16 protein-coding genes and 2 tRNA genes are annotated in these 16,597 nt (G+C 46.3%); 8 read left to right on the top strand and 10 right to left on the bottom strand.

The genetic code is table 11. The features are described from left to right. Positions 1–26 precede the first annotated feature (26 nt). Together C9I99_RS23480 and C9I99_RS23475 are read right to left on the bottom strand one after the other, a co-directional pair. Positions 27–524 (bottom strand): peptidylprolyl isomerase, encoded by a 498-nt coding sequence (locus C9I99_RS23480; protein ID WP_107351255.1) that lies wholly within the window; start codon positions 522–524, stop codon positions 27–29. A gap of 108 nt (positions 525–632) precedes the next feature. After that, on the bottom strand, positions 633–1,124 hold the full coding sequence (locus tag C9I99_RS23475) for a MarR family winged helix-turn-helix transcriptional regulator (RefSeq protein ID WP_107351254.1): 492 nt from the start codon (positions 1,122–1,124) through the stop codon (positions 633–635). Between the two features lie 90 nt (positions 1,125–1,214). Between C9I99_RS23475 and C9I99_RS23470 the strand changes: the two genes are divergently transcribed. Next, positions 1,215–2,414 carry a multidrug effflux MFS transporter gene (locus tag C9I99_RS23470; protein ID WP_107351253.1) on the top strand — a complete coding sequence of 400 codons (1,200 nt, stop codon included), beginning with the start codon at positions 1,215–1,217 and terminating at the stop codon, positions 2,412–2,414. A 348-nt stretch (positions 2,415–2,762) separates the two neighbouring features. Further along, positions 2,763–3,137 carry a hypothetical protein gene (locus C9I99_RS23465; protein ID WP_107351252.1) on the top strand — a complete coding sequence of 125 codons (375 nt, stop codon included), beginning with the start codon at positions 2,763–2,765 and terminating at the stop codon, positions 3,135–3,137. Between the two features lie 315 nt (positions 3,138–3,452). Here C9I99_RS23465 and C9I99_RS23460 read toward each other — a convergent pair whose 3' ends face one another. Next, on the bottom strand, positions 3,453–4,046 hold the full coding sequence (locus C9I99_RS23460; protein WP_107351251.1) for a hypothetical protein: 594 nt from the start codon (positions 4,044–4,046) through the stop codon (positions 3,453–3,455). 230 nt (positions 4,047–4,276) lie between these two features. Here C9I99_RS23460 and C9I99_RS23455 point away from each other — a divergent pair, with 230 nt between their 5' ends. Together C9I99_RS23455 and C9I99_RS23450 are read left to right on the top strand one after the other, a co-directional pair. After that, positions 4,277–4,834: a hypothetical protein gene (locus C9I99_RS23455; protein ID WP_107351250.1), complete on the top strand. Its 558-nt coding sequence runs from the start codon at positions 4,277–4,279 to the stop codon at positions 4,832–4,834. Between the two features lie 70 nt (positions 4,835–4,904). After that, on the top strand, positions 4,905–5,354 hold the full coding sequence (locus C9I99_RS23450) for a DUF3429 domain-containing protein (protein WP_107351249.1): 450 nt from the start codon (positions 4,905–4,907) through the stop codon (positions 5,352–5,354). A gap of 60 nt (positions 5,355–5,414) precedes the next feature. On the opposite strand, the gene C9I99_RS23445 is transcribed toward C9I99_RS23450, so the two are convergent. Then, positions 5,415–6,701, bottom strand: a complete 1,287-nt coding sequence (locus C9I99_RS23445) for an ATP-binding protein (RefSeq protein WP_107351248.1) — start codon at positions 6,699–6,701, stop codon at positions 5,415–5,417. Between the two features lie 9 nt (positions 6,702–6,710). After that, on the bottom strand, positions 6,711–7,430 hold the full coding sequence (locus tag C9I99_RS23440) for a response regulator (protein WP_107351247.1): 720 nt from the start codon (positions 7,428–7,430) through the stop codon (positions 6,711–6,713). A gap of 408 nt (positions 7,431–7,838) precedes the next feature. Between C9I99_RS23440 and C9I99_RS23435 the strand changes: the two genes are divergently transcribed. Further along, complete coding sequence (locus C9I99_RS23435; RefSeq protein WP_107351246.1) at positions 7,839–9,071, top strand: hypothetical protein; 1,233 nt, start codon at positions 7,839–7,841, stop codon at positions 9,069–9,071. Positions 9,072–9,336: 265 nt separating this feature from the next. Here C9I99_RS23435 and C9I99_RS23430 read toward each other — a convergent pair. Together C9I99_RS23430 and C9I99_RS23425 are read right to left on the bottom strand one after the other, a co-directional pair. After that, positions 9,337–9,413, bottom strand: a tRNA-Asp gene (locus C9I99_RS23430). Between the two features lie 128 nt (positions 9,414–9,541). Then, positions 9,542–9,632, bottom strand: a tRNA-Ser gene (locus C9I99_RS23425). Between the two features lie 390 nt (positions 9,633–10,022). Here C9I99_RS23425 and C9I99_RS23420 point away from each other — a divergent pair. Next, complete coding sequence (locus C9I99_RS23420; RefSeq protein ID WP_107301102.1) at positions 10,023–10,220, top strand: hypothetical protein; 198 nt, start codon at positions 10,023–10,025, stop codon at positions 10,218–10,220. 164 nt (positions 10,221–10,384) lie between these two features. Next, entirely contained in the window at positions 10,385–10,819 is a 435-nt protein-coding gene (gene trxC, locus C9I99_RS23415; RefSeq protein WP_107351245.1) for a thioredoxin TrxC, read from the top strand. Between the two features lie 97 nt (positions 10,820–10,916). Here trxC and C9I99_RS23410 read toward each other — a convergent pair whose 3' ends face one another. Both C9I99_RS23410 and C9I99_RS23405 read right to left on the bottom strand, forming a co-directional pair. Next, positions 10,917–11,957, bottom strand: coding sequence for a linear amide C-N hydrolase (locus C9I99_RS23410; protein ID WP_107351244.1), 1,041 nt, complete (start codon positions 11,955–11,957; stop codon positions 10,917–10,919). A gap of 247 nt (positions 11,958–12,204) precedes the next feature. Continuing rightward, on the bottom strand, positions 12,205–13,821 hold the full coding sequence (locus tag C9I99_RS23405; RefSeq protein WP_107351243.1) for a methyl-accepting chemotaxis protein: 1,617 nt from the start codon (positions 13,819–13,821) through the stop codon (positions 12,205–12,207). A 263-nt stretch (positions 13,822–14,084) separates the two neighbouring features. Here C9I99_RS23405 and C9I99_RS23400 point away from each other — a divergent pair, with 263 nt between their 5' ends. Beyond that, the gene (locus C9I99_RS23400; RefSeq protein WP_107351242.1) at positions 14,085–15,923 is read left to right on the top strand and encodes a hybrid-cluster NAD(P)-dependent oxidoreductase; all 1,839 of its coding nucleotides are present in this window, start codon (positions 14,085–14,087) and stop codon (positions 15,921–15,923) included. A 53-nt stretch (positions 15,924–15,976) separates the two neighbouring features. Here C9I99_RS23400 and C9I99_RS23395 read toward each other — a convergent pair whose 3' ends face one another. Next, positions 15,977–16,519, bottom strand: a complete 543-nt coding sequence (locus C9I99_RS23395) for a copper resistance protein NlpE (protein ID WP_107351241.1) — start codon at positions 16,517–16,519, stop codon at positions 15,977–15,979. Positions 16,520–16,597 lie beyond the last annotated feature (78 nt).

The following is a 16,597-nucleotide window of genomic DNA, read 5'->3' as shown; positions in this document are numbered from 1 at the left end:
TAGCTTTATATTGGTAGAGCTTGTGATTATGACTCTTTGATCGTCACTTTTTCGATAATGATATCGTCCAGTGGCACATCTTCATGCCCAAAGCGGGTCATAGTCAGTGCCTTACCGATATTGTTAACCACCATCATACCGCCAGTGACCTTACCAAAGACGGCATAGCCCCAACCTTGGTTGGTGGTTGACGTGAAATCAAGAAAATCGTTGTCTTCCAAGTTAATGAAAAACTGTGCTGTTGCCGAATGTGGAGCATCAGTACGGGCCATCGCAATGGTACCGACCTTGTTCTTCAGACCACGGTTAGCTTCATTGACAATCGGATCGCGGGTCGGCTTTTCCTTCATACCTGGAAGGTGGCCGCCACCTTGGATCATAAAGCCATCGATAACACGGTGGAAAATGGTCCCTTCGTAAAAACCGTCCTTACAATATTGCAGGAAGTTCTTTGAGCTGACCGGTGCTTTGTCGAAATCCAGTTCAATTTCGATATCACCAAAGTTTGTCGTAAAAATAATCATAAAAACATCTTAGCTAGATCTGCGTTGCGGGCAGTATACAAAGCTTAGCGGATACCGCAAACATTAAGAGAGCCAGCATATCAACACTCGCCGAAGAGACCTTTTACCTTATTCCCAAGCGGTTAGCATTTTGGCCAGTAACCCGTCCAGCTGTCGCTGCTCCTCCTTCGATAACACCTTCAATCTAGCTTGATTACTACCATGTAGCTTTTGAATGATGTCATCGATCAGCACTCTGCCTTCTACTGTCAATTGCACCAATTTGCTGCGTTTGTCCTCGGGGTTATCAATCCGCTTAACCAAGCCAGCCTGGGTCACCCGAGTGAGCACTTTGGTTAGCCCACCAGAGCTGATTAACATCGAGCTGTAAAGCTCGGTCGGTGACAGACAGAACGGTTTCCCTGCCCGCCGCAATGTTGCAAGTACGCCAAAATCGGCACTTTGCAGCTGATATTGGTCAATCACTTTTGCCAAATCTTGCTGTAGGTAGTCATGAATGCGGTGAGTGCGCAAAATCAGCGGTGAATATTGTTCAAACGATTCAGGCCAATTTTCTTTAATACTTATCAAGATATTAGCAACGGTCTCTTGCTTTGCCATCGGTCTACTCCTTCCTAACCCTCCAAATATATCTTGCCGGAAAGATAAATGCCATATAGTATCTTTCTAGAAAGATAAATAAGAGGTTTTATGAATAAACACATTCCCACGTCCTTACTGCTATTGCTCGCCGCTGTTTTTGCCCTTTCTCCTTTTGCAATCGATAGCTACTTACCTGCCATACCGACGATTGCTGGCGATCTTGGGGTAAAGACTTCGCTGGTCGCCGTTACCGTCAGTATTTATGTCCTTGGCATGGCAATAGGCCAGCTCATTGGCGGTCCGCTTTCTGATCGGTTGGGCCGTAAGCCAACGATGGTGTCGGGTCTGCTGGTGTTTGCTGTCGGCAGTTTTATGATGGCAAGCGTAGATTCACTGGACATGCTCTGGGCATGGCGGATTGTACAGGCGCTTGGCGGCGGGATCGCGGTAGTGGGTGTACCGGCAACGATTAGAGACAATGCCGTCGGCAAAGAAGCGGCACGGCTATTTTCGCTTATCGCGCTGATCATGATGCTGGCTCCCTCCCTTGCCCCGACCGTCGGCACATTGATCCTACGAACCCAAAGCTGGCACTGGATTTTCTATCTGCTTTGCTTTCTGTCCACGTTGATTGCTCTAAATGCAATGCTGGTCATGCCCAATGCAAAGCCCGCCAAGAAAGCCAAGGGGACGGGGGGTTACCTTTCTGTCATCAGGGAACGTCGCGCGCTGGGGTTCCTTCTCGCCCAGGCTTTTGGTTACGCAGTGTTGATGACGTTCATTACCAATGCGCCCTTGGCCTATATCGATCATTTTGGTGTTTCTGCCGAACTCTTTTCTGGGCTCTTTATTGCCAATGTGATCGGTATTGTGATCATCAACCGAACCAACACCTATTTGTTACGAACGTTTGAACCATCAACCTTGCTTAAGTTATTTCTAAGTTTGCAGCTTATCGGCGGGGCGATCCTGATCACCAGCCAGATCATTGCCCCTGAAGCACTGTGGTTTATTGTTCCTGGATTCGTTATCTCCATTGCGGCCAACGGCGGTATCATGGCGAATTCAAGTGCCTGCTTTATGCGCTATTTCGATAACAATGCGGGAGTGGCATCTGCCCTGCTCGGCGCCGTGCAATACGGTGTCGGTGCTGGTGTCAGCGCGTTTGCAGCTATGCTGGGGGGCACCTCATTATGGCCAATGATCATCGCAATGGTCGGATCGACCTTAATTGCATTAGCAGGGGCGGTGATCGGTGCCCGTCATGAGACAAGTGACATAGACGCAGGCAGCAGAACGTTGACCTAGAGAGCCACACTGAAAAATCGGTACTGGATCTCGGTTGCAAAAGCTATGAACTGCACACGATTAAAGGAGAATAATCACTAACTCACTTTTATCGGGTGGACGACACTTGTTACCAAGTGTCGTCTCCCTAAGAACCCAGCGTGCAACTTTCACTGCACTAGGCTCAAGCCTCCACAAAGGCATCTTTTGATACCCATGTTTTGGGTGTTCGTTGAGCGATCAGCGTTACTCCACTCAGCGCCCGCCCCAAATCATCACGGCAATTCAGTTTTCAATGTCTATTGAGATAGTATTTTGCTAGAAAACGCGCATAATCTTGCTATACAACACTCAAAGAAGACATTACCTATGACTGATTTTCAATATTACTTTCACCAACTCCCTTGTTTTAACTGCAAAAAAACCACAGTAAGCACTGATCTTGGTTGGTTAACGGCTGCGATGAAAGATGATGTCCTAGCACAACTGGCTGCGATTATCGCGCAAGGCAACGTTGAGCCAGATCTTTCGGTGAACGTAACTTGTACTAAAGACGAAGCGCGTGATTACTTATTGCTGAATTTCTACGGCTACTCAGAAGAAGAACTCGCGAATCAAGTTGAAGCGGAAGATGAGCAAGAAGTTGCGGATGAAATCGCAGAACTACTGGCAGAAGGTAACGATACAGCAGTCTTTGAACACGAAATCGCACTGCAAAGTTGTACTGATTGCGACGTTGACTAAGAGTCAAACAAAGCGTAATCATTAAACGTAAACATGTTCAACATATATAACATGATGCTCTATTAATTTAAGGCGTTAGCAAATTCTATTCTGCTAACGCCTTTTTCGTTTCTGCGGTTTTAGTTGAGCACAATTCAAGGAGGCAGGTATTGTCCAACACGACCGAAAAAAGCACCTTCGCCTTCAGGATGCCATTCTCATCTCTCCTAAAGATTTATCTGTTACGATCATTGATAAACCGTTTTAGCTAAACAACCAAAACTATCTCTATTCAGGACAAAATGTGATTAGGGTTAAAGTTCAGTGCATGGCACCCTATCTTAATTCCACTTTTTCATACGTCTGTTGCATTTCTTCCGGTGCAATACCGTAACCGCCATCAGTCAGATATCCTTCTCTGTAGACTTTCATTCCTGCATCGTTCCATTCCACCTCAATAACGGCGGTTTCACCATCAAGGCTCCCTAGTAAACGCAAGATCTCTTCAGTAATAGGGATAGCCTTGATACTTTTGATCCGTTTGAATGGCATAAAAGTATCGAACATGGGTAGCTCACCATACGTCGTCAGCCACGCCTCTTTCGGCACTAACCACTCGTTATACACCGCGCCGACCACCGGCGATGGGTTACGGGCAATAACGACCTTGTCGGTTACCGTATTCTCTGTCTCCAAGGCAGGCTTTCCATTATCGCCAGCAACATAAGTCGGGAACGCTTTCCCTATCTCAACTTTATGCGGTAGGCGCCCTAAGGTAACCGCTTTTTTACGGTATTCAGAAGCATCATCAAATTGAACCATAATTTCAGGTACCGTCTGAAAGGCAACCGGAGCGGGCAACGCCGCTGAAAATGCAGGCCAAGATGATAATAAAACGAAAGCGCATGAAGTAAGAGGAAGCTTTCTCATTTTGAATCTCAACAGTAGTCACAACGGGATTATAGTAATGCTTCTCAGGCCTTCAGTCATGCACTAACAACACAATATTCACAATTGCTCATAACGGTTGTTTAACCCACTAAGCAGAGTAAACATCATGATTTCAATCAAAGAATAATATACACGCCGTTGCAATGGCTCTTCATTCATTAGATGATGAAATCATCTGCCCAATCCCTTCAGGGCATATGGAGGTGGCTATGGAAAATCATGCTTCTTGGCTAAAGTGGCTAATGCATACAATGACACTCGCACCTTTAGCTCACCTCGCCATCGGCTTACCGGTCTACTTCATCCTGTTTTCCGGCTCAGTTGTTTACGCCGTCGGTCTTTGCTTATTCACTGTAGCAAGCCTGTTACCGTTTGAGTTTATTGATTCGCTGGCACTTACCTATGCGGTTTCGGGAAAACTACTGGTTGGTTTTACCCTGTACCATGGTTGGCCAGCACCACTGATCAGCGTGATCCCAGCATTGTATCTCGTGGCCCTACTGCTTTTGCGTTTTAAACTGAAGGATACCAACTTCAGTCAATGGGCTGCTTATCTCGTAGAAAATGTCTGGCGTTCAATTTTGTTTTCACTCGTCGTAATGTTTATTGGTATTGGCGTTGGCTTTTCCGTTCACCTCTGTGCTTACCTGTCTGGACTTTCTGCAGCGGCTTACCTGTTCTACCGAATTTGCCACTTCTATGTCCCCCTATGGAGCCGGGTGATCAGGCGCTATCTAAACAAAACAACACATAACCATCGCGCCTAAACGAGCGAGACAACTTGAGCCGCACTTTCTTCAGCTATGCTTTAATAGCCAATAAACAGAGAGTGCGCCAATGACTTCAAGCCCCAATCAAATAATGACCCGCCTCGCCTATTTGGGCTTGGCACCTTTTGCACTTAGTCTGATCTGCATATGGGCTGACAAAACCCTGTTCGGACTCGATGCACACACTGTGTTTATCGCTTACAGCGCGGTTATCCTGAGCTTTCTGTCGGGTATTTTATGGGGTAATGCCATTGATCATATGAAAACCAGCCTCAGTCGCAATGCCCTGTTGCTCAGTAACCTCTTTGCTCTGATCGCATGGGGGGTATTACTTCATTCACCAGAAAGCTATGTCTGGTCTGTGCTGGTTTTGCTGTTTGGCTTTGTCGCTATTTGGTTTGCCGAGAAAAAAATACGTGAGGTGGAAAAAGAGAATAGCCCTGCGGATTACCAACCAATGAGAAACAAACTCACCGGGATCGTGGCCATCTTCCACCTTGTTGCTCTCGCCAGTTAACAATGGCTATCGACCAAAAATAAGAGGAAGCAGCCGCTTCCTCTTGGTTAATCATAAGCTCTAGCACCGTGCCTGTGGCAAACGGATAATGAACCTTGCCCCGCCACTGTCACTTTCGCTGATTAACAGTTCCCCCTGATGCAGAGAAACCACCTGGGCAACAATCGCCAAGCCCAAACCGTGACCACCAGATTGTCTGTCTCGAGATGTACCGACCCGATAAAACGGTTTCAATACACTCTCTCTTTCATCCGCAGGTATACCACAGCCATCATCGTCTACCTGAATCGTCAAGACTCTATCTTGGCAAAATGCTTTGACAACAATGCTCTGCTCAGCATACCGAAAAGCATTACGGATAATATTAGAGACCGCACGTTCGAGGTGACGGGCATCAACATCAAAGAGGCAATGTTTGGGGCAGTCCAAGATCAGTTGCTTAACGGTGTCCTTTTGGCAATGAACAAGCGTGCGTTGCAATACTTCAGACACATCCTGCTGCTGCAATTGTAATGTCACACCTGAGCGCTCCATCTTGGCAAAATACAGCAGCTCTTCAATCAAGGATTCAAGCTCGTCGACATCCTCATAAAGGCCGGCAAGGGTGTTTTTTTGCTCAGCACTCAGTGTCGACTCTTCTAATAAATCAAGCTGACATTGCATTCTGAAAAGTGGTGTTCTGAGCTCATGGGCAATAGCATTAGTCAGGTGCTTATGACTCTGGATCAACTCGGAAATCTTATCTGCCATCTGGTTAAAACGGGCATTGAGGCGGCCGACACGATCCCCTGCTTTCTCCGACGCTCTGACTTTGAAGTCTCCATCCGAAAAAGCCATCGTGGCTTGTTCCAACTTCCTAAAACGGCCGGATAACAGCTTCAACATTATGGCACTGTAGAGGGCAAACGTGGCGAAAAAAGATACCCATAGCAATTTGAACTCCAAATCCAACATAAGCCACAAATCTTGTTCCGTATCAGGCTGAAGGAAATACACCCACTTTTGATCGCCGTACACCACCCAATACTGGTTTTCATCTTCAAACAAGGCACCGCGCTGGCTGAGTGTATTGTGTTCGGCCTGAGTGAAGCCCAGCTGATCCCAGCTAAAGGTTTGATAGGTTAGATGACTTTGTTCGGCATAGCCGGCCAATAGCTTATCAGCTTTCGCTTGGCCGCGTTGCGCAGCAACATCGTCCAATATCTGCATGACACTCGAAACATGACTTATTTCCAGCTCAGCTTCGTAGTCTGTTGTGAGCTCCTGAGTCACAAAAGAAAACACCAAGATGCAGAGAAAGAACAGACCTGACAGGCCAATAAAAAACTCTAAATAGAGACGCTTCATGGACTAGACCTACCAACGATCAGGCACAAACAAATACCCTTTGCCGCGTACAGTAATAATTTTTCGAGGGAGAGACGGGTTATCGCCCAGTTTTTTGCGAAGAGTGACAATCTTATTGTCAATGGTGCGATCCAAACCATCATATTTGATGCCGCGAGTTTCCATGACCAAAAACTCCCGCGTCAGCACTTCATCGGGATGGCTTGCCAGCAGCCACAATAAGTTGAATTCACTGTCAGTCAGGCATACGGTTTCACCATTCATTTCACAGTTACGGCTACGATGATTAACTGTCAGCGTCCCATAACGGTGTTCCAATTCATCTGATGACATATGGCCCTGTTGATCACAGCCCAATGCCGAGTCAGTGATCTGGCGGCGCAGCAACATCCGGATCCTTGCCAAGAGTACGCGAGGCTTAATCGGCTTATTGACAAAGTCATCGCCCCCGACTTCCAGCCCGGCGACATGATCGATATCATCATCGCTAGCAGTCAGGATCATAATTTTACTCTGTACCTTACCTCGGATCTTACGGCAGATACTCAATCCGTCCATGCCCGGTAACATGAGATCCAATACCACAAGATCTGGTTGGTGGCTGATAATCACATCAGGGGCCTGAAGCCCATCATGTACTGTGATCACCTCAAACTGCTGCTGCCGAAGGTAATTTGCCAGTAACTCACACAGCTTTTCATCATCTTCAACCAACACAATCTTTAACATGTAACCAACCTACACCAAATAAAACAACGTTCAAAAAAGGAGGATACACAATATTGAAACCTATTTCGATAGCTTATAGGATCAAAATCTAACTTCGATGTCAGCTGTCGGTGTAAAGAAGGTCGCACAGATAAACAGTCAAAAAGCGTAGCTTTACACTTTTTCCCGGCCAATCATCTGTGAGAACGACGCCAATCTGGTACCGCCGATATTTCACAGTAACCGGCAATTACGAGTCTATTATTACTCGGCTGCGATGACAGTAAAAATGAGAGCCATTCATACTCGATTAATACACTTAATGCTAAAGGTTTTGCATTTGGTAATCTAAATCAAAGCAGCAACATAGATTCACTAACAAATAATGAAAGTTATTATGGTGAGCTCCAATGTAAAGACCTCGTCAAAATGACTGGTTCAGAAGAAAAACTCGATGTAGAAACAGTATTCGAAATTAATCAGCCATATTTCCGATGTGATGTTGATCAAGCGATTGCGATGAGTGACCAACTCATTCTCAAAGGATACTTCCCTGACCTAAATCTCACCCATGATGGCAGAAGAATTGACTGTCATATTATAAGTCTGCCATTTGGAGAAACCGATGCACAACCATTGTGCCTAGATTTTATCTATAACGAGGAGTTAACGGACTACTACGCAGAAAGATATGGTGTATTAAAAACCGATACAAAAGGTGAAAAACTATATATCCCGCGTCGTGATAAGTTCCGCAAAATAAGCTCTGTATCTAAAGAGCGCTTGTTAATTTGGGAAAACCAGCAGTTCCGCAGCCCTTATGAGCGCGAGGGTACCGATATGCAATATAGCAATCCGGAAGCATTCGCCTACTCGGGTGATTTTCATGCAATATCACATAGCCGAGCTGGGTATAACAGCCAGATAGATATGTATGTTGCAAGTAAAGATAGCCCCGATGGTCAGGATTGGAGCCGAGTAAACTCAGGCCTGGAAAGAGACGCATACACTGCGGCTTCATTACAGTATAAAAACTTATTGCTCACTGAATACAGCAAAGACGTCTCAGGTGAGGGGATCCCTAGTACTCTGCTACGAGAGGTGCAAATACTCAACCTTGATACCGGTGAGTTAATTCCACTTCAGCCTACCCTTCGCCAAGGCTATCAGTTTAATGACGATATTCACGAAGGTCATCGTTTCGGCTATTTCACTGGCTCTTATTCTGCGTTCAACGCGGATGGTGATTTTACCGCTGTCACAGGTGTAGTAACGTTTGATCCAGTAAGAAAAATAGTCGCGCCATTAGTCCAAGATAACAACCCAACCGGTGAGCTCATTCCGAGTTACTCTGGTACCAATGCCGCTTTGTATATATACCAAAAAAATGATGATTTGAATGAAGCCCACCTGTCATATATCGACTTAAGAACCGATCTTTATCATAGTGATAACCTACTAGAGAGCGGAGCCTTTGCGGATTTTGACGTTATTAATGGTGTACTGCGTTATTCAAACGGTATTTTCGTTATGGGCACGACTCACAGTGGCCAATCATTACGTGTGTACCACAACCATGTCACCGGCGAAACGGAACTTCATGACGTTCCACCAACAGAAATCCACGCACCTATCCCGCTGATTCGAAGTGAAGAGCAGTAGGCCGTTATCGCGCAAATAACAGCTAATAAAAGGAGAAAGGTTCACGCCTTTCTCCTTTTTATACGCAACGCCTAAACTCAACGCATATAAAAAAGCCCCAACTGCGCGTCCCGGTCTTTCTGACGAGGCTTCGTTGTAGTGGCGGAGCGGCTGGGGTCGCACACGTCGGGCAGGCCTCCCTGCGGGACTCATTCGACCGAAGGGCGAACACCTAACTCAACGCATACAAAAAAGCCCCGTCATTTCTGACGAGGCTTCGTTGTAGTGGCGGAGCGGACGGGACTCGAACCCGCGACCCCCGGCGTGACAGGCCGGTATTCTAACCAACTGAACTACCGCTCCAATTCTTTGCCAAGCTCGGTTACTAACCTAACTTGTAGAATCTGATGGAGACGCTCTGGAAATGGAGGATTTGAACCCTGCTTTCCCAGAAGGTCAAATAACCAGTATTACTACTGACTATTGAAATGTGGCGGAGAGATAGGGATTTGAACCCTAGATACGCTACAAACGTATGCCGGTTTTCAAGACCGGTGCTTTCAACCACTCAGCCATCTCTCCGTAAGTGCGGTGAATATTAAGGGATATTCCTGACCGTGTAAACCCTCCCCAAGGCCAAGTGTTCACACAGCAACCAATCCTATCAAAATACAGACGAACATATTAATAAACAAACACTTAACAGTTCATTTATCAACCTATCAGTAGTATTGATTTAGCCTTCTAAGAGATTGAATAAGGGAGAATAGAAAAAGTGATCTGACAACGTGTTTTTTTGCTGGGGTGGAACCATCAACACTACCTTTGTTTGTGTAGGGATAAAAGCAAGATTTCATACAATTTGCACATTTTTGGGATGTGTCACAAAGTCGATCGGAACGTCTTAACGCCATCAAAATCGTCTGATAAAGATAAGTTGATTTCGACGCAGGAATACTTCAGGAGGTAATTGTGTCTATCAATTCTATCGACCATAACGAGATTTCAGATGTGTCTTCTAAGTGGGATTTCAAAGATGAAACCGCTTCACATATCTCCCAAAACAAACGCCAGCAAGCTGAGGCTCGACGCCGTATTGAGATGCTTCGCGACATCCGTGCTAGCGGTCTAACCATTGAGGAAGCAAAAGAACTAGGACTGATCCACTGAGCCTTAACCAGAAGATAAATAACAAACAACGATATAACGACTGTAAACACTGAGGTAAACCTAACCGATAGATTATTTCTATCACGATAATCTGTTAATCCTGCTTTGCTTATACTTGGGTAGTCGTTAAATTAGTAAGAAACAAGACTTACTGGAAATCGATTATGACTACAATGACTACCCGCTGTCCTCACTGCAAGGCTATGAACCGTATACCCACAGAGCGAGTAAACGACATCGCTAATTGCGGTGCCTGCAAGGATCGCTTGCTAGATGGTATGCCAATCGAAGGAACCGCGGATAACTTCCTTGCTCTTATCCAAAGCGATAAGCCTGTTGTGGTTGATTTTTGGGCCCCATGGTGTAATCCATGTGTTGGCTTCGCCCCGATCTTCGAAGATGTTGCAAAAGAGCGTAATGGTGACGTGCGTTTTGTCAAAATTGATACTGAAGCACAGCAAGCACTGGCGGCACAATACCGTATCCGTAGTATCCCAACCATCATGGTATTTAAAAACGGCCAAATGGTTGAGACTATCAATGGCGCTTTACCGAAAGGGCAATTTGACCAGTGGCTAAATCAAGCATTAACTAAATAAGCCATCCCAAATGACTTCAGGCGGTATTTGCCGCCTGACATTGTAATAAAACGCCCCAGCCGATATCACCCAGTGCCCACGATGATCATGGCAAGACCTATGATTGGCTCATCTCTGATACGACAAATTCATCAGGAAAGCGGACAATATCCTCGACAAAATGCGCAGGGAAATAGCGACGATAAGGTCGATACGATGTTTCCACTATGCGGCGGTTTTCATCTTGGGTATAAAAGCTCAGGTTCAGTCTTTCTCCACCACTTGGCAGTGAATTGAACTCACAACTCATACGGTTCTGTACTGAAGAAAAGTCCCAGTCTGCCAAACTGATTTCGAACCCTCTCCCATTTGCAAAATGATTAAACTTTATTGTTTTCTTTGCTGGTGAAAAAAGCACCTGCCAGCAAGTCCTGAAGCGACCGATACGACGCAAAGCGTTAAATTTAGAATCACCTTCCAATGGCTTACCAGCAATAGCCACTTCATTAAGGGCGTTAAGAATAAAGGATTCAGGATCCCCGCCGACAAGATAGGACGCGCTTATCTCTTGCAGCTGGAAAAAACGGGACCAAGAAGGATTTTCAGCAATCTTGCTTGGTTCGCTTTGATTGAGCTTGCACTTTGCCAAGCTATGATTGGTCAGTACCAAGGTTTGACCGGTATCATACCTTGTCACCTCTATCCGTCCGCCAACAAACTCGATAACAGCGGCGTGCCCGACGCTATCGGCAACAACATAATGGAGAGAAATAAAATGGGACTGCAGCTTCACGCGGTCTAAACTGGCGACAACTTCCTCGACGTTTTGGCTCATATCTAATTGATATTGAATCCATTGTAACTCACTCAAAATAGACTCAGATTGGTCCAGTGGCGGATAAACAGCATCACGCTGCTCGAGTAAGTGAATACTCAGCCCCCTTTCATTCATCCCACCGCTTGGAAGCTCGCAGCCAAACTGGACTAGGGTGACCGAACCATACAGACTCTTCCAGTAGAGTCGCTCACCAAGCGGCAACTTGTCACATTTATTTAAATAGCGTGGATTGAGCACCACCATGCCATGGTCAAACTGAAAATCGTAATTTACACCTAATACTGTGTTTTCAGTCGCCATTAAACCTAAGGCTGAACACATACTCACTCCCCCTTCCGTGAGGATAACAACCTAAAACGGTATCAGTTTTATGGTAAGAGATGCCAATGAGGAACGTCTTTGTATGCCATTAATTACGATCAATGGAATCTACCTCTTTCTTTTTCGCAAAGCTTACATGCATCGCCATATTTACTTTATTATCATCATGTTGAATGACTCAAAAACAAAAAGCTCTAGCCGGAAGACTAGAGCTTTTGTAGATTGGGTTTATGTTGGGCTGGGAAAATTACACTTTAAACTTCTTAAGCTGATCACCTAGCGTCGCTGCAGCCTCAGTCAATGAATGGCTTTCCGATGCCAAGTGCTGAGCCGCTTTACTGATATCTTCGGTCGCGGTATAGATAAGGGTAACCGTATTATTCACCTCTTCAGTTACCGTACCTTGTTGCTCTGCCGCCGTTGCAACCTGCATGATCATATCATTAGCTTCAGTCACCAAGCCGGCAATACGATTGAGTTCATTTTGGACCTGTTCGGTATGTTCAACACTGTATTGGGTCTGCTCGGTACTCTCCGCCATCGACTTCACGGTATTTAATGTACTTTGTGTCAGCTTATCGATAGTGTCCTGAATCTCTATCGTCGACTGCTGGGTACGGCTCGCAAGGTTACGTACCTCGTCAGCAACAACTGCAAATCCCCGCCCCTGTTCACCCGCACGGGCAGCTTCAATCGCAGCATTGAGTGCGAGCAAATTGGTTTGCTCCGAAATCCCTTGGATCACCTGGGTCACATGGCCAATTTCTTCGACCCCGCCTTTTAGTTCACCCACGCGCTGATCAGAATGCTCTATTCCCTGCGAAACGCTGTGAATAGCGGCCATCGCCAGCACCATACGCTGGTTGCTGGCATCTACCTGAACATTAATTTCAGAGGTCGAAGAAGAAACCGTCTCAGCATTCTTCGCCACATCAGTAATTGTTGCGCTCATCTCTTCCATCGCCGTGGCCAGTTGTGCCAGCTGCTGGTTTTGCTCGGTAATGGATTGCGCACACTGTTCACTAGCAGCAGCAATGGTTCCTGCCATACTTGCCGACTGTTGGGCATTGAGGTTAGCGGCTTGGAGAGTCATTCGCAGAGAAGAAGAGGCCTGATGAAGCACTTGTGCAATTTGACCAATTTCGTCGTGGCGATCCATCGTGAAATTTTGGGTCAAATCACCCTGCTCCAACTTTCTAACCCTATCGGTCAATTGTTGGAGCGGCTGGCTAATATCGTTGCTGATCCAAAGCCCTAACCCAACCAAGATAAAGATAGTGACAAGGCTGACGCCTAATAGGAAAACAAGGCTGTCAAAGAAGCGATCTTCAATATCCATTAAATGGACACCGGTGCCGATCACCCATCCCCATTTAGAAAAGTTCTCAACATAGGAGATTTTCTCTGAGACCTCACCGCCAGGGGCGATCCAGGCATAATCTAAAAACCCGCTCCCCGAACGTCGACCTATGGTGGTCATCTCATGCCAGTGCTGCTTACCCGATGCATCCGTAATCGCTTGCATCGATTGCCCTTCCTGCTGCTGGCGCAAGGGGTGCATAACCAGGGTATTGTCTGTCGCAATTACCCAAAAATAGTTACCTCCATCAAAGCGCATGGCTGAAAGTGCTGATTTAGCTTCCTGCTGGGCAGTATGCTGATCAAGTGGATATTTGTCCGAATAGTATTGGACCAAGGATATAGCGGCTTTCACTTGTTCCTGCATCGAGACCTTGCGATCGGCTATATCAGTTAGGTAACTCTCATTGGCCTGAAATGCTGCATTAAACAGCATCAAAATAACTGCAATGGTAATTAATGCCAATAATTTGGCTCTTACTCCATAATGCCGTAATAGGTTCATAGCACCCTCTTTAAATGATTTATACTCTATCGGTATTATGAACGACCAAACGAACTTGTTTCTTATGGATATTAATAAAACTCATACCGTTAGGTGTCGATATTGTAAATAAGTATAAATACACAAAGCGAAAAATTGACATCACAACACTTTATGCCCATATCGCCTCAAATTTATCAGCCTTAGGATTAATGAATTTTACGCCTCAGCGAAAAACTATTTGGTAGAATGAGAACATCCATACAAAAAATAATGACACAAGGATGAAGATTGTGAGCAAATCAGCCAATATTCCGGCACTAAGCCAAATAAACGTTTTTCCAGTTAAGTCGATTGCAGGCATTCGCCAATCACAAGCTTGGGTTGAGCAACAAGGTTTGATTTTTGACCGCCGATTTATGGTCACCCGGTTAGATGGCAGTATGGTCACGGCAAGGAAGCACCCACAGTTGGTCAAAGTATCAGCAGCATTATTACCCAATGGTTTGGTCCTCAACTTCCCAGGGCAACCCACTCTCAAGCTGCATTATGCTGACTTTGCGATGACTGAATCGACCGCGACCGTCTGGCAAGACACCTTCAACGCCTACCTCACGACAGTCGAAGCCAATCAATGGTTCAGTCAAGTGATTGGCGAACCGGTCCAACTATTGTTCACTGGCGAACAATCGCAGCGCCTTCGTTCTAAAATCAACCAGCATGTCAGCTTTGCAGATGGCTACCCAATGTTGATCATCAGCGAGGCGTCACTTGATGCACTCAACACCCGTAGCCCGCAGCATCACACCATGGATCAGTTCCGCACCAACCTGGTTGTATCGGGAACAGAACCTTTTGCCGAGGATGGGTGGAAGCGTATTCGCATTGGCGAAGTAGAGTTTGAAACCGTTAAACCTTGCTCGCGCTGCATCCTGACCACAGTCGATCCGGTCACCGGCGAGTTTAGTCCGCTAAAAGAGCCTCTTAATACCTTGTCAAGCTTCCGCTCTGACGGCAGTGGTGAGGTCTATTTTGGTCAAAACCTTGTTGCGCTCAATGAAGGGATCATCAGAGCGGGCGATGAGGTTGAAGTCCTTGAGACCAAGCCTAAAGAGATCTATCTCGACAATGGTAAGCAAGCCTTGACCCTGACTTGTGTCGAGCGAGAAGACATTGCCCGAGACTTCAGTACGTTCTGGTTGGAGCCAACCAAACAACAGTCATTGCCAACTTACCAGCCAGGGCAGCATCTCCCTATACAGGTAGAAATTAACGGCGAATATGTAGCCCGTCGCTATACCCTTTCATCAAGCCCTTCACGCCCAGGGCGCTTCGGGATCTCGGTCAAGCGGGTGGATGATGGGCGAATTTCCAACTGGCTTCACGACCATTTCCAAGTTGGTGATACCCTCGTTGCCCAGCAGCCAGATGGCAGTTTCCATTTAGGCCATCATACCGACAAGCTGCTATTGCTTTCTGCCGGCAGCGGCGTCACCCCGATGATTTCGATGCTACGCTATCTTGCTGATCATGATCAGGTACGTGATGTCATTTTCTATCATCAATGCCGCTCCCAAGCCGATATTCCATACCTTGAAGAACTAACAAAGCTGGAAAAGCGATTCCCTCAACTGAAGGTCATCATTTCCCTCACCCGCCCGAATAAAAAGTGGGATGGAGTGTCAGGCCGCCTTGAAGCATCACATTTAGAAAAAATAGACGCTTTGACCGAGCGACAAGTATTCGTCTGCGGTCCCAATCGTTTCATGGATGATGCCAAAGCATTGCTGCTCAATGCAGGGCTTGATAGCGCACAATATCACCAAGAAGCATTTGGTCCAGTTACTCGTCAGAGCAACAAAACCCAATCTGTCTCTATCAGTATCAACGGCAACTTGTTCAACGGGGATAACCAAAAGACCCTGCTTGAACAAGCTGAAGCGGCAGGGCTCAATGTATCTAACAGTTGCCGTGCTGGTTTATGTGGGGCTTGTAAGATGACGCTTGAATCGGGCGAGGTTGACCAACCGGATGTGCCAGCCCTGCTACCGGGTGAGAAAGCGTCAGGCAAAGTGTTAGCGTGCTGCTGCGTACCGAAAACCGATGTCGAGCTAGTCGACTAAGTTGTGACCCTGCAAAAAAAACAGCCACCTTTCGGTGGCTGTTTTATCTTCTCTTACTGTTTACGCAACACGTAGTGACTTGCTAAATCACCTTCGACTCGGTTGCCTTCGCGATCTAAGCGGAACAGCTGGTTTTCACCGACAAAGTACTGCACCGCTCCATCACCGGCCCCCGGCAGGGCTATGGTATTGCCAGCGGTATTCCAGTTGAATGACCCTTCGTATTCAAAAGCATTACCTTCTTTGCCGAGATACACCTCAGTCAAAATAAACGTACCATCCTTTTTTACAATGAGTTCAGTCTTGATCCCTTCGCAATCGGCACAAGGCAGGATACCGGTGTAAGTACCGTCCCAGTCCAGTGCATTGCGGGCGCTGTGGGCAGAGTCAGCTATAGGTTGAGTCACTTCTGGCTGATCCACCTCAGGTAAGGTAACAGGTACTTCTGTTACTGACGCATCATCCGCTTGAGCTTGATGTTCGACGACTGCTGCTGTTTCAGTCTCTGTTTGAGATGGGGACTCTGGTGCGGCTTGTTGATCACATCCAGCCAGTACGAAGCCAGCCACAACCAGTGCAAGTAAGGTCTTTTTCATCTTGATTTCCTTAGTTAGCATTCTCACTTAACATATACCCAAGTAACTTCAAGGTGCTCGGTTCAACGAGAATTACTT

Source organism: Photobacterium lutimaris, assembly GCF_003025555.1.
Taxonomy (GTDB): Bacteria; Pseudomonadota; Gammaproteobacteria; order Enterobacterales; family Vibrionaceae; genus Photobacterium; species Photobacterium lutimaris.
This window is presented reverse-complemented; position numbering and strand designations above follow the sequence as displayed.